Origin of the sequence: Cystobacter fuscus (assembly GCF_002305875.1) — a bacterium.
Lineage (GTDB): Bacteria > Myxococcota > Myxococcia > Myxococcales > Myxococcaceae > Cystobacter > Cystobacter fuscus_A.
Map to the genome: position 1 here is coordinate 2,166,128 of NZ_CP022098.1, position 17,443 is coordinate 2,183,570.

The 17,443-nt window shown below is 69.3% G+C and carries 14 protein-coding genes; 10 read left to right on the plus strand and 4 right to left on the minus strand.

Features of this window, described 5'->3' with window-relative positions:
- Positions 1-12 precede the first annotated feature (12 nt).
- Together CYFUS_RS09105 and CYFUS_RS09110 are read left to right on the plus strand one after the other, a co-directional pair.
- The gene (locus CYFUS_RS09105) at positions 13-3,168 is read left to right on the plus strand and encodes an efflux RND transporter permease subunit (RefSeq protein ID WP_095984865.1); all 3,156 of its coding nucleotides are present in this window, start codon (positions 13-15) and stop codon (positions 3,166-3,168) included.
- Positions 3,169-3,415: 247 nt separating this feature from the next.
- Positions 3,416-3,637 (plus strand): hypothetical protein, encoded by a 222-nt coding sequence (locus CYFUS_RS09110; RefSeq protein WP_095984866.1) that lies wholly within the window; start codon positions 3,416-3,418, stop codon positions 3,635-3,637.
- Positions 3,638-3,738: 101 nt separating this feature from the next.
- On the opposite strand, the gene radA is transcribed toward CYFUS_RS09110, so the two are convergent.
- Positions 3,739-5,100 carry a DNA repair protein RadA gene (radA, locus tag CYFUS_RS09115; protein WP_095984867.1) on the minus strand — a complete coding sequence of 454 codons (1,362 nt, stop codon included), beginning with the start codon at positions 5,098-5,100 and terminating at the stop codon, positions 3,739-3,741.
- A 187-nt stretch (positions 5,101-5,287) separates the two neighbouring features.
- Here radA and CYFUS_RS09120 point away from each other — a divergent pair, with 187 nt between their 5' ends.
- From CYFUS_RS09120 to CYFUS_RS09145, 6 genes are all read left to right on the plus strand, one after another.
- The gene (locus CYFUS_RS09120) at positions 5,288-5,557 is read left to right on the plus strand and encodes a GlsB/YeaQ/YmgE family stress response membrane protein (protein WP_095984868.1); all 270 of its coding nucleotides are present in this window, start codon (positions 5,288-5,290) and stop codon (positions 5,555-5,557) included.
- A gap of 146 nt (positions 5,558-5,703) precedes the next feature.
- A complete protein-coding gene (bioB, locus tag CYFUS_RS09125; RefSeq protein ID WP_095984869.1) occupies positions 5,704-6,735 on the plus strand; it encodes a biotin synthase BioB in 1,032 nt (343 codons plus the stop codon).
- On the plus strand, positions 6,732-7,904 hold the full coding sequence (bioF, locus tag CYFUS_RS09130) for an 8-amino-7-oxononanoate synthase (RefSeq protein WP_095984870.1): 1,173 nt from the start codon (positions 6,732-6,734) through the stop codon (positions 7,902-7,904). The genes bioB and bioF overlap by 4 nt, the downstream gene beginning before the upstream one ends.
- 11 nt (positions 7,905-7,915) lie before the next feature.
- Positions 7,916-8,629, plus strand: a complete 714-nt coding sequence (bioD, locus tag CYFUS_RS09135) for a dethiobiotin synthase (RefSeq protein WP_095984871.1) — start codon at positions 7,916-7,918, stop codon at positions 8,627-8,629.
- A 103-nt stretch (positions 8,630-8,732) separates the two neighbouring features.
- A complete protein-coding gene (locus CYFUS_RS09140) occupies positions 8,733-9,011 on the plus strand; it encodes a hypothetical protein (protein WP_095984872.1) in 279 nt (92 codons plus the stop codon).
- Positions 9,008-10,180, plus strand: a complete 1,173-nt coding sequence (locus tag CYFUS_RS09145) for a pyridoxal phosphate-dependent aminotransferase (protein ID WP_095984873.1) — start codon at positions 9,008-9,010, stop codon at positions 10,178-10,180. The genes CYFUS_RS09140 and CYFUS_RS09145 overlap by 4 nt, the downstream gene beginning before the upstream one ends.
- Positions 10,181-10,192: 12 nt before the next feature.
- Here CYFUS_RS09145 and CYFUS_RS09150 read toward each other — a convergent pair whose 3' ends face one another.
- The 3 genes from CYFUS_RS09150 to CYFUS_RS09160 all read right to left on the minus strand — a co-directional run bounded on the left by CYFUS_RS09150 (position 10,193) and on the right by CYFUS_RS09160 (position 14,481).
- Positions 10,193-10,630, minus strand: coding sequence for a hypothetical protein (locus CYFUS_RS09150; protein WP_095984874.1), 438 nt, complete (start codon positions 10,628-10,630; stop codon positions 10,193-10,195).
- Positions 10,631-10,859: 229 nt separating this feature from the next.
- Positions 10,860-12,941 (minus strand): OPT family oligopeptide transporter, encoded by a 2,082-nt coding sequence (locus tag CYFUS_RS09155; protein WP_095984875.1) that lies wholly within the window; start codon positions 12,939-12,941, stop codon positions 10,860-10,862.
- Positions 12,942-13,032: 91 nt separating this feature from the next.
- Complete coding sequence (locus CYFUS_RS09160) at positions 13,033-14,481, minus strand: NAD(P)/FAD-dependent oxidoreductase (RefSeq protein WP_232537462.1); 1,449 nt, start codon at positions 14,479-14,481, stop codon at positions 13,033-13,035.
- 206 nt (positions 14,482-14,687) lie between these two features.
- Here CYFUS_RS09160 and CYFUS_RS09165 point away from each other — a divergent pair, with 206 nt between their 5' ends.
- Together CYFUS_RS09165 and CYFUS_RS09170 are read left to right on the plus strand one after the other, a co-directional pair.
- A complete protein-coding gene (locus CYFUS_RS09165) occupies positions 14,688-15,431 on the plus strand; it encodes an SDR family NAD(P)-dependent oxidoreductase (protein ID WP_157758348.1) in 744 nt (247 codons plus the stop codon).
- Positions 15,432-15,619: 188 nt separating this feature from the next.
- Positions 15,620-17,443: a methyl-accepting chemotaxis protein gene (locus CYFUS_RS09170; protein WP_095984878.1), complete on the plus strand. Its 1,824-nt coding sequence runs from the start codon at positions 15,620-15,622 to the stop codon at positions 17,441-17,443.

The following is a 17,443-nucleotide window of genomic DNA, read 5'->3' on the forward strand; positions in this document are numbered from 1 at the left end:
GGAGACGCATCCATGTTCGACAAACTCGTAGACTTCTCACTCAAGAACCGGGCCGCGGTCCTCTTCTTCTCGGTGCTGGTGGCCATCTGGGGCTGGGTGAGCTTCCAGGGCCTCACCGTGGAGGCCTTTCCGGATCCCACGGACACGCAGGTGCAGGTGATTACCCTCTTTCCCGGCCAGCCCTCGGAAGAGGTGGAGCGGCAGATTGGCCTGCCGCTGGAGCGCGCGCTCAATGGCACTCCGGGTCTGAACCGGCTGCGCAACCTGTCGCTCTTCGGGCTGTCCTTCGTCACCCTCACCTTCAACGACGGGGTGGACGGACTGATGGCGCGCCAGCAGGTGCTGGAGCGGTTGCGTGAAGCGGAGCTGCCCGAGGGCATCACCCCGGAGCTGGGGCCCTACGCCACGCCCATTGGCGAGGTGTACCGCTACACGCTCAGCGGCGCGAAGGGGGATCCCATGAAGCTGCGCACCCTGCAGGACTGGGTGGTGCGCCCGATGATGCTGCGGGTGAACGGCGTGGCGGACGTGGTGTCCATCGGTGGCCTGCTGCGCGAGGTGCACGTGCAGCCGGACCCGGCGCGTCTGGCCTCCTTCGGCCTGACGCTGGACGATCTGGAGAAGGCCCTCCAGGGCGGCAGCAAGAACGCCTCGGGCGGAGTCCTGGAGCGCGGCGCCGAGCAGCTCGTCATCCGCAGCCAGGGCCTCTTCTCCACGCTGGACGACATCCGCGACGTGCGCGTGGCCACGCATGACGGCACGCCCGTCTTCATCAAGGACGTGGCGGAGGTGGCGGACGGCTGGGCCCCGCGCCAGGGCGTGGTGAGCCGTGGCACCAACCTCGACTCCGTGGAGGGCATCGTGCTGATGCGCCGCGGGGAGAATCCCTCCGATGTGCTCGCGCGCCTGCGCGACTCGGTGGGGGAGATCAACCACCGCCTGGAGCAGGACGGGGCGAAGGTGGAGCCGTTCTATGATCGCACGGACCTGGTGAACACCACCCTCAAGACGGTGGGCCACAACCTGCTCGAGGGCGGCATCGTGGTGACGCTCGTCCTCTTCATCTTCCTGTTGGACCTGAGGGCGGCGCTGGTGGTGGGGACGCTGATTCCCCTCTCGCTGCTCAGCTCGTTCATCTACCTGAAGATGCGAGGCATGTCCGCCAACCTGTTGTCGCTGGGCGCGGTGGACTTCGGCGTCATCGTGGACGGCGGCGTGGTCATCATCGAGAGCATCCTGCTCAAGCTGGCGCTGGGCCACGGGCAGGGCCACGGGGCGCCGGGCGAGGAGGTGCCGGTGGAGGAGCGCATCCGCCAGGCCACCTCCCAGGTGGTGCGGCCCACGGTGTTCTCCATGCTCATCATCATCGCGGCCTATCTGCCCATCTTCATGCTGGAGCGGGTGGAGGGGCGCATCTTCAGCCCCATGGCCAACACGGTGGTGGCGGCGCTGGTGGGCGCGCTCGTCTTCTCGGTGACGCTGGTGCCGGTGCTCGCCTCGTTCGTCTATCGCAAGGGGGCCAGGCACAAGGAGAGCCCGGTGCTGAAGCTGGCCGAGCGCGCCTACGGCCCCACGCTGAGGTTCGCCCTGAAGCGGCCCGCGCTGGTGCTGGGCGTGGCCACGGCGGGCCTGTTGGTGGCGGGGGTGATGGTGCCGCGGCTGGGCAGCGAGTTCCTCCCCGCGCTCAACGAGGGCAGCATCTACATGACCTTCAGCCTGCCCCCCAATGTCTCGCTCACCGAGGGCCGCAAGCTGGTGCCGCGCATCACCCACCTCATCGAGCAGGCGCCGCAGGTGGAGCAGGTGCTCTCCGCCCTGGGCCGCCCCGAGGACGGCACGGACGCCAAGCTGGCCAACAACCTGGAGTTCTTCGTCAAGCTCAAGCCGCCGCACGAGTGGCCCAAGGAGACGCCCACGCTCGACGAGGTGATGGACGCGCTCAAGAGGCCCATCGACGGCATCCCCGGCCTGGAGGTGAACTTCAGCCAGCCCATCGGCGACAACGTCAACGAGAGCATCTCCGGCCAGCAGGGACAGATCGCCGTGAAGCTCTTCGGTGACGACCTGGCGGCGCTGCAGGAATTGGCGGAGAAGGTGAAGAACAGCATCTCCCATGTGGAGGGTGTGGCGGACCTGGGCCTGGTGAAGAGCGCGGCGGTGTTGCAGGTGCAGGTGACGCCGGACCGGGTGGCGCTCGCGCGCTACGGCATGGACATGGGCGAGTTCCAGCACGTGCTGCAGACGGCGCTCAGCGGCCAGCCGGTGAGCGAGTTCTGGGACGGTGAGCGGCGCTTCGACGTCGTCATGCGTCTGCCCTCCTCCAGCCGCGACGACGTGGAGAAGATCCGCAAGCTGCGCGTTCCGGTGGACGGTGGAGTGACGGTGCCGCTCGAGGCGCTGGCCCAGGTGGGCAACGGCCAGGGCCGCGCGTCCATCAATCGCGAGAATGGCCGGCGTTACATCGGCATCCGCATGAACGTGCGTGGGCGCGACATGGGCTCGTTCGTGGAGGAGGCTCGCGCGAAGGTGGCCAGGGAAGTGCCCCTGCCCCAGGGTGTGGGCATCGAGTGGGGTGGCGAGTTCGAGAGCAAGGAGCGCGCGATGCACCGGCTGCTGACGGTGGTGCCGGTGGCGCTCGTGCTGACGCTGCTGCTGCTCTTCAAGGCGTTCAACTCGTTTGGCCGCGCGGTCATCACGCTGCTGAACGTGCCCTTCGCGCTGATCGGGGGCGTCTTCGGCCTGTTCCTCGCGGGCATGCCGCTGTCGGTGGCGGCGGCGGTGGGCTTCATCGCGCTCATCGGCCAGGCGGCGCTCAACGGGGTGCTGGTGATGTCGGCCATCGCCGAGCGGCGCGAGGCGGGCGAGCCGCTGGAGTCCGCCATCCTCAACGGCGCGATGGAGCGCCTGCGGCCGGTGCTGATGACGGCGTCGCTGGCGGCGCTGGGCCTGGTGCCGGCGTGCTTGAGCCGGGGCATTGGCTCGGAGACGCAGAAGCCGCTGGCGGTGGTGATCGTGGCGGGGACCATTTCCGCGTGCGTGCTGACGCTGGTGTTGCTGCCGGTGCTCTATCGCCTGTTCACCCAGTACACCGAGCGGCTGGTGGACAAGATGCCAGTGAGCTTCCTCAAGGTGGTGCCGTCGGCGGAGAAGATTCGCAAGGCGGGCTGAGTCGGCCTCCTCGGCGCGACGCAGAGGGGTGCACGATTGCCGCGCGGGTCATGCACCCCGCCTCTCTTTCTCTCTGGCCAGATGACCGGCTGGGCGTGGAGGGCTCCCTGGGGGTGCTCCGAATTCGCTCGGAAATGGTTCCGAAAATCTGGGAGGAAACTCCGACTCTCAAGAATCGATAACCAATTTATCAAGCAGTTGGATTCGAACCCCAGCTTCGGCCCCGAGCGGGCCCAAGGAAAATCACATGTCCTCTCTGTCCTCTATCGTGAATTCGACCCAGGGTGCCATGGGCGGTCTGAGCGCTGCCCAGAACCAGATGCTCGCGACCGCTCCCGCCGAGATGAAGCCCTTCCTGGAGGCCCAGATGAAGATGCAGAAGGAGCAGGAGCTCAACCAGTTCATCACGCAGATGATGAAGCAGCTGCACGAGATGGGCATGTCCGTCCTCAAGAACATCGGCGGCTGATTCCCGCTCCTCGAGCGGCTCATCCGCACCGGCCTCGCGCGGTCCTCCGATGAGGGGGACGCGGCGCGGGGCCGGTCGTCGTTCGTGGGGGAGGGACCCGCTCAGTCGAACATGGCGCCGAGCGCCTCGGACAGCGTCTCCACGCCCACCACCTCCAGCTTGGAGTCCTCGAGCCGCCGGGCGCTGCCCTTGGGAATGACGGCGCGCTGGAAGCCCATCTTCGCCGCCTCGGCGAGTCGCGGCTCCACCTGGCCCACCGCGCGCACCTCGCCCGCGAGTCCCACCTCGCCGAGCACCAGGGTATGCGCCTCCAGTGGCCGGTTCTGCAGGCTGCTCACCAGGGCCGCGCACACCGCCAGGTCACATGCCGGCTCGGACAACTGCATGCCGCCGGCCACGTTGACGAAGAGGTCGCAGCCCACCAGTGGAATGTCCTCCTTCTTCTCCAACACCGCGGCGAGCAGGGCCACGCGGTTGCCATCCACGCCGATGGCCGTGCGCCGCGCGGTGCCGTAGCCGGTGGGCGCCACCAGCGCCTGCACCTCCACCAGCAGGGGGCGCGTGCCATTGAGCGTGCACGTCACCACGCTGCCCGCCTTGCCCGCCGGGCGCTCGGCGAGGAAGAGCGCCGAGGGGTCGGCCACCTCCACCAGCCCCGCGCCCTTCATCTCGAAGACGCCAATCTCGTTCGTCGAGCCGAAGCGGTTCTTGTGCGCCCGCAGAATCCGGAAGGGGTGGCCGCGCTCGCCCTCGAAGTAGAGGACGGTGTCCACCATGTGCTCGAGCACGCGCGGGCCCGCGATGGAGCCCTCCTTCGTCACGTGGCCCACGAGGAAGGTGGGCACGCCGCTGCGCTTGGCGTAGGCCATGAAGCGCCCGGCCACCTCGCGCACCTGGGAGATGCTCCCCGGCGCGCTGCCCAGCTCCGGCAGGTACATGGTCTGGATGGAGTCCACCACCAGCGCCCGGGGCTTGAGCGACTCGGCCACCGAGAGCACCCGGTCCGCGTCCGTCTCCGCGAAGAGGTGGATGGCCTCGCCCTCCACCCGCAGGCGCTCGGCGCGCATCTTCGTCTGCCGCAGCGACTCCTCGCCCGACACGTAGAGCACCGGGCCCGCGTGGCCCAGCCGATCCAACGCGGCGAGCAGCAGCGTGGACTTGCCGATGCCGGGGTCGCCGCCGAGCAGCACCAGAGAGCCGTCCACCACTCCGCCACCGAGGACCCGGTCGAACTCGGCGATGCCCGTGTGCCGGCGCTGCTCCTGCTCGCCGCTCACCTCGCGCAGCCGCACCGGCTTGGAGGCTCCGCCCGAGGCGCCCCAGGCCGGGCGCTTCTCGTCCACCTTCGTCTCGGTCTCCTCCACCAGCGAGCTCCACGCGCCGCAGTCAGGGCATTTGCCCAACCACTTCGCCGACTGGTACCCGCACGCCTGACACGCGTAATGCGTCTTCGCCTTCGCCATGGAGATTGTTCTCTAGCGCACCCGTCCCACGCCGCCCCACTTCATTTCCTGGATGGAAGGAGAGCGGGCAGGGAGGCGTGGCGATTCATCGGAATCCGCCGGATCAAGTTGTGCTCCGGGGAGGGGGTCCCCAAGTTGCAGACCACTGGGGCCGCACGGGGCGGTGCCCGATCTGAGGAGAGAACAGATGAGCATCATTTGGTTCATCGTGGTGGGTCTGGTGGCGGGTCTGATCGCGCGTGCTCTGGTTCCGGGCCGCCAGTCCATGGGTGTCATCGCGACGATGTTGCTGGGTATCGTGGGCTCGTTCGTGGGTGGCTTCATCGGCGCGCTGTTCTCGCCGGGTCGGAGCGTGCTGGACCTGCAGCCCTCGGGTCTCATCATGTCGGTGATTGGCTCCATCGTCGTGTTGTTCCTGGCGGGCTGGGCGGGCCGCGGACGCAGAATCCACGCCTGATTCAGCGGGCCTTCGGGGGGATGACCCCTGTAAGTCCCTGATATCCCAGTGATTTTCGGCACGCCCGGGGGTTGTCAACCCGGGCGTTCCGCGTGGTTGACAACGATGGGGCCATCCACGACGTTCGGCGCTCTTCCGAGGAGCCCATGTCCGCCCACGCCCCTTCCGACGACTCGTTCCACGGCCACGCCCACTTCGCCACGCCGCCTCCCGGAGTCACCGTCCGCCATGACTGGACGCTGCCCGAGGTGCGGGCCCTCTACGCGCTGCCGCTCCTGGAGCTCATCCACAAGGCGCAGACCGTCCACCGGGCCGTCTTCCAGGACAACAAGGTGCAGTTGTGCTCGCTCTTGTCCATCAAGACGGGCGGCTGTCCCGAGGACTGCGGCTACTGCCCCCAGGCGGCGCGCCACCACACGGGGGTGAAGGCCGAGAAGCTCATGCCGGTGGAGGCCGTGCTCGCCTCCGCCGCCCAGGCGCGGGCCGCGGGCGCCACGCGCTTCTGCATGGGCGCGGCCTGGCGCGAGGTGAAGGACGGTCCCCAGTTCGACAGCGTCCTGGAGATGGTGAAGGGCGTGAAGGCGCTCGGCATGGAGGCGTGCGCCACGCTGGGCATGCTCTCCGAGAGCCAGGCCGTGCGGCTGCGCGAGGCGGGCCTGTCCGCCTACAACCACAACCTGGACACCTCGGCCGAGCACTACGAGGACATCATCACCACGCGCACGTATGACGATCGGCTGCGCACGCTCGAGCGCGTGCGCAGGGCGGGCATCTCCGTGTGCTCGGGCGGCATCATCGGCCTGGGCGAGAGCGTGGAGGACCGCTGCGGGCTGTTGCTCACGCTGGCCAACCAGGAGGTGCACCCGGAGTCGGTGCCCATCAACGCGCTGGTGGCGGTGAAGGGCACGCCCCTGGAGAACCAGAAGCCGGTGGAGTCGGTGGAGATGGTGCGCACCATCGCCACGGCGCGCCTGCTCATGCCCCTGTCCATGGTGCGCCTGTCCGCGGGCCGCAAGCAGATGAACGAGGAGGCGCAGCTGCTCTGCATGCTCGCGGGCGCCAACTCCATCTTCTTCGGCGACAAGCTGCTCACCACGGGCAACCCCGAGTACGCCCAGGACATGGCCCTGCTGGAGAAGGCGGGCATCCGGCCGCTGGAACCGGACACGTCCCGGTGAGCGCGCGCGCGGGAGGCGTGGCCACCGCGTGGGCCGAGGAGGGGCTCGAGGCCCTGAAGGCCCGAGGGCTGCGCCGCTATCTGGAGCCGCTCGACTCCGCCCAGGGGCCGCTCGTGCGCCTGGGCGGCGAGACGCTCGTCAACTTCGCCTCCAACGACTACCTGGGCCTGGCCGCGTCGCCCACCGTGCGCGCCGCGGCCGCCGCCGCGCTCGAGGTGTATGGCGTGGGCTCCGGCGCGAGTCGGCTCGTGGTGGGCGACACCTCCGCGCACCAGCGGCTGGAGGCCCGGCTCGCCGCCTTCGAACGCGCCGAGGCCGTGCTCCTGTTCAACTCGGGCTACGCGGCCAACGTGGGCACCCTCCAGGCGCTCGTGGGCCCCGGGGACGTCGTCTTCTCCGACGCCCTCAACCACGCCTCCCTCATCGACGGCTGCCGGCTGTCGCGCGCCCGCACGGTCGTCTACCCCCACTCGGACGTCGAGGCGCTGGAGCGCGCCCTGGTCTCCACCCCCGCGCGTCGCCGGCTCGTCGTCACCGACACCGTGTTCTCCATGGACGGAGACCTCGCCCCCCTGCACGACATCGTCCAGGTGTGCCAGGCCCATGGCGCGGCGCTCCTCGTCGACGAGGCGCATGCCACGGGCGTGCTCGGCGAGCGCGGCGCCGGGCTGTGCGAGGCGCTGGGCCTGGAAGGGTCCGTGGACGTGCGCATGGGCACGTTGAGCAAGTCGCTCGGCGGGCTGGGCGCGTACATCGCCGCGTCCCGCCCGGTGGTGGACTTCGTGCTCCAGCGCGCCCGGCCCCTCGTCTATTCCACCGCGCTGCCCGCCGCCCTGTGCGCCGCGGCCGAGGCCGCCGTGGACATCGTCGAGCGCGATGACGCGCTGCGTGCCCGGCTGTGGCGCAACATCCACCGCTTCTCCACGGGGCTGCGCGCGCTCGGCTTCGCCGTGGAGCCCCGCAGCGCCGTCTTCCCCGTCATCGTGGGCGAGCCCGAGCGCGCCGTCGCGGCGTCCCAGGCGCTGCGCTCCCGGGGCCTGCTCGTCAAGGCCATCCGCCCGCCCACCGTCCCCGAGGGCACCAGCCGCTTGCGCTTCTGTCTGTCCGCCGCGCATACCGAGGGCCAGATCGACCTGGCGCTCGCCGCCCTGCGCGCCCTCAACCTCTAGAAGGAGGCCCCTTGGCCCGTCGACGTGCGCTTCCCCCGGCCCCCCGCTTCTTCGTCACGGGCACGGACACCGGCGTGGGCAAGACCCAGGCCTCCCGTGCCCTGCTGTCCCTGATGGCCGACGCGGGGCTGTCTCCCCAGGGCTTCAAGCCCTACGAGAGCGGGTGTGCCTCCTTGCGCGCCCCCGCGGACGCGTTGAGCCTGCGCGAGGCCGCGCGCAGCGACCTGCCCCTGGACCTCGTCTGCCCCCACCGCTTCCGCGCGCCCCTGGCCCCGGGCATCGCCGCGCGCCGCCTCGGCCGCGAGCCCGACTGGGGCGTCACCCTCGCCGCCTGGGAGCGGGTGGGGCAGGGGGCCGTGGTCGTCGAGGGCGCCGGCGGCCTCTTCGTCCCGCTCGACTCCTCCCACGACGTCATCGATCTCATCTCCACGCTCGGCCTGCCCGTGCTGCTCGTCGCCCGCGCGGGCCTGGGCACGCTCAACCATACGGCCCTGTCCCTCGAGGCCCTCGCCGCGCGCAACATCCCTGTCGCGGCGGTGCTGCTGTCGCGGAGCTCCCCCACGCGCGACCCCTCCGAGCGCGACAACGCGGCGCTCATCGCCGAGCGCCACGGCGTCCGTGTCCTCGGCCCTGTTCCCTACCTGTTGCAGCCGGTACGCCGTCACGCGGCGTTCCGTGCGGCACTCGCCCCACTGCTCGGGATGGATCGCGCGCGAGCCCGATAAATCGGCCTCCGCCGCGTTTCGCACGCGCGCCGGAGATCAAATTTTCGCACCGTCCGGCCGCGAAATGGACGCATGTTTCGATCCGGGTGAGAAACCTCGGCGAATGGCCGACATCATCGACCTCTCGCTCCTCGCTGACTCCAGGCGATACCTCTCCAAGCTCCTCGATACGCGCGGTCTCTCCTACTTCCTGCAGAAGGAGGGAGCCCGGCTCTTCCACCTCGAGCCATCCAAGGTCGAACTGGTGTTGCGCACCGCCCTCCGCTCGCGCGAGGGGACACTGCCCAAGCCCCACCCCAAGGCGATCGACCACTGCCGCAAGGAGATCCGCCGCGAGCTCATCCGGCGCGTGGCCAACGCCATGCTGCAGACGGGCCTGTGAGTCCCTTCTCCGCGCGCACGGGGTTCGCGCGGACGTGGAACGCCCTGGCCCTGGCGCTCGCCAGCCGCCGCGCCCGGGGACTGCCGGTGATGGACCTCACGGAGACCAACCCCACCCGCGTGGAGCTGCCCCTGCCAGCGCCCGCGCCGCTGGCCCACCCCGAGGCCCTGCGCTACGCCCCCGAGTCCCTGGGCCTTTTCTCCGCCCGCGAGGCGGTGGCGGGCTTCCTGGGCACGCGGGGGAGGGCGCTCCGCCCCGAGCACCTCGTCCTCTCGGCGAGCACGAGCGAGGCCTACGGCTGGCTCTTCAAGCTGCTGTGCGAGCCGGGGGACAACGTGCTCGTCCCCGCGCCCAGCTACCCGCTCTTCGAGTACCTCGCGCGGCTGGAGGGCGTCCAGACGCGCACCTATCGCCTGCCCCGCGTGCATGGCTTCGGCCTGGACGTGGACGCGGTGGACGCCGCGCGTGACGCGCGCACGCGGGCGGTGCTCGTGGTGAATCCCGGCAACCCCACGGGCCACTACCTGCGCGAGGGCGAGCTGGAGGCGCTCGGCGCCCTGTGCGCGCGGGCCGGGCTGGCGCTCGTGTCCGACGAGGTCTTCTCCGACTTCGCCTGGGACGCGGAGCCGGGGCGGGTGGGCTCGGTGGCCGGGCGGGCGCTGCCGATGCCCACCTTCAGCCTGTCGGGGCTGTCGAAGGTCGCGGGCCTGCCGGGCCTCAAGCTCGCGTGGATGCACGTGGGGGGACCCGAGGCGGCGCGGGACGAGGCCCTGGCGCGTCTGGAGCTGGTGGCGGACACGTACCTGCCGGTGAACACGCCCGTGCAGCTCAGCCTGCCGGAGTGGCTGGCCCACGCGCCTCGTTTCCAGGGCGCGGTGCTCGCGCGGGTGAAGGAGAACCGGCGCCGGTTGCTCGAGGCCCGGCCGTCGGGCGCGTCCTGGGACGTGGTGCCCGCCCAGGGCGGCTGGAGCGCCGTGTTGCGCATCCCCCTGGAGCCCGGTGAGGAGGCCACGTGTCTGGCCCTGCTGGACGAGGGGGTGAGCGTGCAGCCGGGATACTTCTATGACTTCCGGGGAGGTGCCTTCCTCGTGCTGTCGCTGTTGACGCACCCGGACGTCTTCGCCGCCGCCCTGGGGCCGCTCGCGCGCGTGCTGGCCGCGGGCGGCTAGGGTCCAAGGACTTCAGTGCAGCGTCGGTGTGCCGACGGCCTCGCGGGGCACCTTGCCCGTGGCCACCAGACTGCCGGCGAGTCCGTAGCACTCGATGCTCAGGCGTTGATCCCACGCCTCCCGCGCCTCGATGCGGCTGGCCCGGCGCCGGGCGAGCAGGGCGGGCATGGGGGTGACGAAGAGGCCGTAGAAGCCCGTTTCATCCTCCACCATCTCCGAGGGCGCCACCCCCAGCTCCGTCTCCACTTGCTGCAGCGCGGTGAGGAAACGACGCTCCCGGTCATCCTCCAGGACGCTCTCCCGGGCTTCGTCCAGGGACAGCTCGACGAGCGATCGGCCCGACATGCTCCGCGCCACCGCTTGCCGCGCCTTGTTGCGGCGCTCCCGTGCCTCGAGGGCTCGGTTCTGTCCCTCTCGTTCTTCCGCCTGCTTCGTCACGGTCATGGCCATGGTCGCCTCCCCCGGAACCGTTCCGGTTTCGCGATGTCCTTCTCCACATAGATGGAGTGATGCGGACAGCGCTTCGCCGTTTCGGTGACAAAGGTGTGCAGTGCCCGCTCCTTCTTCATGCGGGCGGGCCGACGATCGTCCTGCACCCTTCAAAAATCCGCCGGGAATGCCCCCGCACTGGTGACAAGCACACGCTTCGTCCACCAGGCGGAGTGGGGGATGCGGTGCGTCACACCCGCGAGGGGCGGCGCGAGACGCGGTAGAGCACGAAGCTCATGAAGGCGAAGGCGAACACGCCGAGCAACTGGTAGCCCCCCGCGCCCAGGACGTTGGTGAGGGCGTGCTCCAGCGACAGATGGGAGATGGCGCTGCTGACGCTGTCGGACACGGACAGCATGGCGACGACCACGCCCGCGAGCGCGCCACCGGCCACCAGGCCCGTGGAGAAGAGGTTGCCGGGGCCCAGCTCGGACTCCTCCACGTGCTCGCCCTTGCGCTGGGCCACGAAGTCGGACAGCCCCTTGATGGCGCCGCCCACGAAGATGGGCGCGGTGGTGGACAGGGGCAGGTAGGCGCCCACGGCGAAGGACAGCGACTTCACGCCGCACAGCTCCATCGTCACCGACAGGAAGACGCCCACGAGCACGAACTGCCAGTCCAGGTTGAAGGACAGGAGGCCCTTGATGAGCGTGGCCATGAGCGTGCCCTGCGGGGCGGGGTACGCGTCCGTGCCGATCACGTGCTCCACGCCCTGGGCGCGCAGCGCCGCGGAGGGCGTGTCCAGCACCTTCATGGTGAGTCCGATGACGATCGCCGCCGCCACCGCGCCAATCATCAGGCCAATCTGCTGCGCGCGCGGGGTGGCGCCCACCAGGTAGCCCGTCTTCAAGTCTTGCGACGTGGCGCCCGCGTTCGCCGCCGCGATGCACACCATGCCGCCCACGCACAGCGCCATGGGCTGGTAGACGTCCCCCGTCCAGCCAATGCCGATGAAGATGAGGCAGGTGGCCATCAGCGTGGCGATCGTCATGCCGGAGATGGGGTTGGACGACGAGCCGATGATGCCCACGATGCGCGAGGCCACCGTCACGAAGAAGAACCCGAACACCACGATGAGGATGCCCAGCATCAGCCGGCCGAACACGCTGCCCGGCAGGAAGGGCAGCACGGCCATCACCAGGATGAGGCCCACGCTGCCCACGAGCACCACGGTGATGGGCAGATCATTCTCGGTGCGCTTCCTCACGGCCGCCCCGGCCCCTTCCTTGAACGACGAGAGGCTCTCCTGGAAGGCCGTCACGATGGTGGGCAGCGTCTTGAGCAGCGTGATGAAGCCGCCCGCCGCCACCGCGCCCGCGCCAATCTGCCGCACGTACGCGCTGTAGATGGCCCTCGCGGTGTCGCGGAAGGTGTGCGTCGCCGGATCCCACCCGCCCGCGCCTCCCGCCGTGGTGAGGCTCTGCAGGTAGCCGAGCTTCACGAGCTGCGCCGCGATGGTGTCCGCCGGCACCAGGGTGGCCAGGAGCGGGATGAGGCCCAGCCACGCGAGCACGCCACCGGCCACGAGCACGCCGGCGATCTTCGGTCCGACGATGTAGCCCACGCCCAGGTACTCCGGCGTGATGTCGCCGTTGAGCGTGGCCGAGGGGAAGAACCGGTTGGTCTGCTTCGTCACCAGCGCCGGCGTCTCGGCGATGAGCTTCACGATCTTCTGCAAGAGCGCGTACACGAACGCGAAGCCCACGCCCTGGAAGGCGATCTTCGCCAGATCGCCACCCTTCTCGCCCGCGATGAGCACCGACGCGCACGCCGTCCCTTCCGGGTAGGGCAGGTTGGCGTGCTCCTTGACGATGAGCGAGCGGCGCAGGGGCACCATCATCAGCGTGCCCAGCACGCCGCCCAGCAGCGCCAGCGTGAAGATGGTCCAGTACTCGAAGAAGCTCGCGCCCTGGCTCGCGGGGCTCAGGAAGAGGAAGCCGGGCAGGGTGAACACCACGCCCGCGGCGATGGACTCGCCCGCCGAGCCGATGGTCTGCACCACGTTGTTCTCGAGGATCGTCGAGCCTCCCAGCTTCTTGAGCAGGGAGATGGCGAGCACCGCGATGGGGATGGACGCCGAGACCGTCAGACCCGCCTTGAGCGCCAGGTACACCGTGGCGGCGCCGAAGATGATGCCGAAGAACACCCCGATGATGATGGCCTTGGGCGTGAACTCCGCCACGTCCATCTGCTCGGCGGGAATGTAGGGCTGGAAGTCGGTGGCGGGCTGGAGGGACTCTGTCGCGGCGGGGCCAGCGGAATCAGGCTTCATGTGATGGGGCTCCCAGATGGGGGACGGCCGGGTCGGGGAGGGTTCTACAACCGCCTCCCGGGTCCTCCAAATGGCTGGGCGCCCCATCGGCTCAGGCGGCGGCGTCCACCCGCCCCAGGCCCGGGCTCGGGCTGGGACCCGGCCGGGCCGGCATCCGGTCCAGGTTGGCCCGCTGGTGCCTCGGCACGAAGAAACTCTTGAGGTTGTACACCAGCAGCGCCCCGAGGAAGCCGGGCTGCAGCAGCCCCAGGATTCCCTTGCGCAGGTGGAGCGCCTCGTAGAAGGTCCGGCACGACGCGGCGTGCTGGGACGTCAGGTCGATCATGTTCTGGAAGGACCACTGGAGGAACTTCAAGCCGATGGGGCGCTTGCCCTCGGCCCGCGGGTGCGCCAGGTCCATGGTGGTGGTGAGCGTCCAGCACAGCCCGATGAGCCCGGCGAGCTTCTTCTGGAAGGGCCGCGCCACCTCCAGGGGCAGGCCCTCCGGCGAGACCTTCGCCCGGGCGATGCACTCGCCGAGGAACTTCGCTCCCAGGGCACCCACCGTCATGCCCTGGCCGAAGACGGGGTTGAGGGCGCACACCGCGTCCCCCAGCAGCACGAACCCCTCGGGCCTCCGGGCCAGCCGCTCGTAGTGCAGCCACCGGCTCGACGGAATCTTGTGCAGCACGGGCGCGGTGAGCGGCCGGGCGTCGCGGATGTACTCGTAGATGGCCGGCGTGGGCAGGCCGCGCGCGAACTCCAGGAAGCCCGCGTCGTCGGTGGGCGCGTGGTCGCCGAAGTAGCCGTTGAGGCTGACGATCCACCGCCCTCCCTCCACGTTGGAGATGAAGCCCGAGCGCTGGCTCTCGGGCGCCTTGCCATTGAGCACGAGGATCTTCCACGCGTCGAAGCCCGGGGGGCGCTCGTAGAGGCGGCTCGTGTAGCCCAGGTCGATGCGTACCTGATCCTGCTCCACCTGGCCGAAGCCCAGCGCCTCCAACCACTGCGGCGCCCGGGAGCCCCGGCCGCTGGTGTCCACGATGAGCGCGCCTGGAATCTCCTGCTCTCCCTCCGGGCCCTTCACCTTCACGCCCACGACGCGGGTGCGCGAGGCGTCCAACACCAGATCCTCGACGCAGTACCCCGTGCGCAGCTCCACGTTGGGCAGCGCGGCGACGCGGCCGCGGATCTTCCACTCGAGGAAGGGCCGCGACACGAGGATGGTCTCGATGTCTCCCTCGTAGCGCGCCTTCCAGCTTCCCGACTGGAGCCAGGCGGCGTCCCGGGCCATGTCGATGAACTCGACCCCCCCCGTCTCCAACTCCCGCCGCAAGCCCGGGAACAGCCCCTCCATGGTCTTGAGCCCGGCCTCCAGCACCGCGTGGATGTGGCGCCCCTGGGGCGTGCTCTTGCGCGCCTCGGGCCCCTCGGGAAATGGCTCGCGCTCCAGGACGAGCACCTTGTCGAAGTGATCCGCCAGCACCCGGGCGCTCAACAGCCCCGCGATGCTTCCTCCGATGATCACAGCCTGTCCGAACCTATGCGTGTTGGGCTTCATCTACTTCCCCCTTGTCGATTGGTCAGACTCGCCGGACCATTCGGTACCGGACGATATATGAGAATCCGAGAGGGTACTCGTGTGCCGCGCACGCTTCCCCTCCACTCGGGTGAAGGATGTTTCGCTGCTGGTGTGAATGGCTGCGCTCGCCCGTGGCTCGGGATAGCCTTCACGGAAAGATTCACATCAAGAGGAACATCAAGCGCATGCCCAGGCTCGATCAGAAGGTGGCCATCGTCACGGGAAGCTCCCGCGGCATCGGTGCCGCGGTCGCACGGAGGCTGGCGGCCGAGGGCGCCAGGGTCGTGGTCAACTACGCCCAGAGCGCGCAGGCGGCCGAGGACGTGGTGCGCTCCATCCAGGCCGCGGGGGGCGAGGCCCTCTCCTGCCGCGCGGACGTGGCGGACGAGGCGCAGATGCAGGCGCTCTTCGACACCACCCGCCAGCGCTTCGGGGCCGTGGACATCCTGGTCAACAACGCGGCGGCGCAGGCCCCCGCGTCCCTGGACACCCTCGATCGGGCGCTCTTCCAACGGCTCGTGGAGGTCAACATCTGGGGGCTCATCGTGGGCTGCCGCCTGGCGGGGCGCCTCATGTCGGACCGGGGGCGCATCATCAACTTCTCGTCCGTGAGCGCGCACAAGAACATCGCCTGGGATGGCATGTACGCGGCCACCAAGGCCGCCGTCGAGTCGCTCACCCGCACCGCGGCCATCGAGCTCGCCCCGCGGGGCATCACGGTCAACGCGCTCATCATCGGCCTGGTGGCCACGGACATGGTGAGCGACGTGCCCCTCAAGGTCCGGCGCACCATCGCGTCGCAGACGCTGCTGGACAAGGTGGGCCGCCCCGAGGACATCGGCGGCTCGGTCGCGTTCCTCGCCTCGGAGGACGCCCGGTGGGTGACCGGGCAGACGCTGGGGGTCAACGGCGGCTACCTCATGAAGTAGGCCACCCGGGGGGCCCGCGGCGCCTGGCCGTCGGGTGTGACCCTTCCTGTCGAATCGGGTCGGGAACGAGGAACCTCACAGGCTCCTCTCCTGCCCTCCGCCCGAGGAGGCCCGGCTCTCCCCTCCCCGGAATGATCCGAGGTGCGAAACAGCGGCGCGGGAAAAAACGGTGCTAGGATGAAAACGCGATGAACAAGCCTGAGTTGAAGCGTCTGGTCTGGCGTTGCTACCTGGAGCAGCAGTTCGCGATGTTGACCGCGCTGGTGCCGGTGGCCTACCTGCTCACGTTGGTGATGGGCCTGGAGTCCAAACTGGCCCTGAAGGTCTTCCTCATCAACGCGACGTGCAACACGCCCATTTTCGGCAACGTCATCACGTTCTTCTTGATTCGTTACTTCGTGACGAGCGCCGTGACCCCGCGGCCCGAGGATCTGCCGGGTGAGCGTCTGCGGCGCATCCTCAAGGCCCCGCGAAAGATCGAGATCGGCGTGATGCTGGCCTACCAGGGCTCCTGTATCACGTGGGCCACCTGGCCCGTGGTGAAGTACAGCCTGAATCCGTGGATCATCCCCCAGTCGATGCTCGCCTTCGGCCTGCTGGCGATGGTCGTCGGCATCCGCATGGCGCTGCGCATGGAGCGCGTGCTGCGGCCCCATGCCATCGAGGAACTGCACAAGTACCCGCAGCTGCGCATCGACGACGAGCGCGGCTTCCTGTGGCCCAAGCAGAGATGGTTCCTGCCCTACTGCTTCGCCATCTTCGTGTTCGCCACGCTGACGGTGACGGGGATGATCATCTCGAAGCAGAGCGCCAGTGGTTACGACAAGATGTTCGCGGAGCTGGCGGATATCGCTCCGACGCTCCTCTCGTTCGTGCAGACGCAGGTGGCCGGCATCCTGGACTCGCTCATCATTCCCATCGTGGGCGTCGGTGGCTTCATGACCTTCTCCGCGGCGTGGTGCGCCTGGGAGATCGCGCGCCACCAGAGCGCGGGCTCGGGCGCCGTGCAGAAGTCCATCGGCTCCATCGCGTCGGGCAAGCCGATGCTGCCCTTCTGGGTCTCCACCGACGAGGTGGGAGATCTGTCCATGGCCACCGCCTCCGCGTTCGAGCGCTTGCGCACCTTCTCCTCGTCGCTCAGCGACTCGGCGCAGACGCTGGGCGACTCGGCCGGACGGCTCAACAGCTCGCACAAGGAGCAGACCGAGGCGCTCTCCATCCAGGCCGCGGCGCTGCAGGAGACCCAGGTCACCGCCCAGGAGATCCGTCAGACGTCGATGGTCGCCGCCCAGAAGGCGGAGGACGTGCTGCAGCAGGCCGAGCGCGCGGATCAGATCGGCCGCGCGGGCGAGGCGGCGCTCGAGCAGAGCCTCTCGGGCATGCATGAAATCCAGCAGCAGGTGATCCAGATGGCGCAGAGCATCCGCTCGCTGGATGAGCGGGCGCAGCAGATCGCCAACATCACCACCACGGTGAAGAGCCTGGCGGACCGCTCCACCATGCTGGCGCTCAACGCCGCCATCGAGGCGGTGCGCTCGGGCGAGCACGGCAAGGGCTTCAGTGTGGTGGCGCGGGAGATCCGCAGCCTGGCGGACCAGTCCGTCAAGGCCACCTACAACGTGCAGAACATCCTGCAGGACCTGAGCGAGTCCATCCGCACCACGGCCGACATGACGGAGAGCGGCTCGGGCAAGGTGCAGGGCAGCGTGCAGCAGCTGCGCTCCTTCGGCGACAACATCAAGCAGCTGTCGGGCATCGTGCGCGACAACGTGAACTCCGTGCGGCAGATCTCCGCGGCCGTCACCCAGCAGAACCAGGGCATCGGGCAGATCTTCCAGGCGGTGAATGACCTCACGAAGATCATGGATCAGACGATGACGAGTCTGCGCACGAGCGACGAGGCCGCGGACCACATGCGCATCGTGGCCTCGCGCGTGACGTCCTTCGTCGAGGAGTACAACTTCCAGACCGCCCTGAACTCCGAGGAGACTCCCTCGGCCGAGCGGGTGTAG

Coding starts and splice junctions, on each gene's coding strand:
- bioB (WP_095984869.1), top strand. CDS start 5,704: ATGTCCGCCCACGCCCCTTCCGACGACTCGTTCCACGGCCACGCCCAC.
- CYFUS_RS09110 (WP_095984866.1), top strand. CDS start 3,416: ATGTCCTCTCTGTCCTCTATCGTGAATTCGACCCAGGGTGCCATGGGC.
- CYFUS_RS09155 (WP_095984875.1), bottom strand. CDS start 12,941: ATGAAGCCTGATTCCGCTGGCCCCGCCGCGACAGAGTCCCTCCAGCCC.
- CYFUS_RS09120 (WP_095984868.1), top strand. CDS start 5,288: ATGAGCATCATTTGGTTCATCGTGGTGGGTCTGGTGGCGGGTCTGATC.
- CYFUS_RS09160 (WP_232537462.1), bottom strand. CDS start 14,481: ATGAAGCCCAACACGCATAGGTTCGGACAGGCTGTGATCATCGGAGGA.
- radA (WP_095984867.1), bottom strand. CDS start 5,100: ATGGCGAAGGCGAAGACGCATTACGCGTGTCAGGCGTGCGGGTACCAG.
- CYFUS_RS09105 (WP_095984865.1), top strand. CDS start 13: ATGTTCGACAAACTCGTAGACTTCTCACTCAAGAACCGGGCCGCGGTC.
- CYFUS_RS09170 (WP_095984878.1), top strand. CDS start 15,620: ATGAACAAGCCTGAGTTGAAGCGTCTGGTCTGGCGTTGCTACCTGGAG.
- CYFUS_RS09140 (WP_095984872.1), top strand. CDS start 8,733: ATGGCCGACATCATCGACCTCTCGCTCCTCGCTGACTCCAGGCGATAC.
- CYFUS_RS09150 (WP_095984874.1), bottom strand. CDS start 10,630: ATGGCCATGACCGTGACGAAGCAGGCGGAAGAACGAGAGGGACAGAAC.
- CYFUS_RS09165 (WP_157758348.1), top strand. CDS start 14,688: ATGCCCAGGCTCGATCAGAAGGTGGCCATCGTCACGGGAAGCTCCCGC.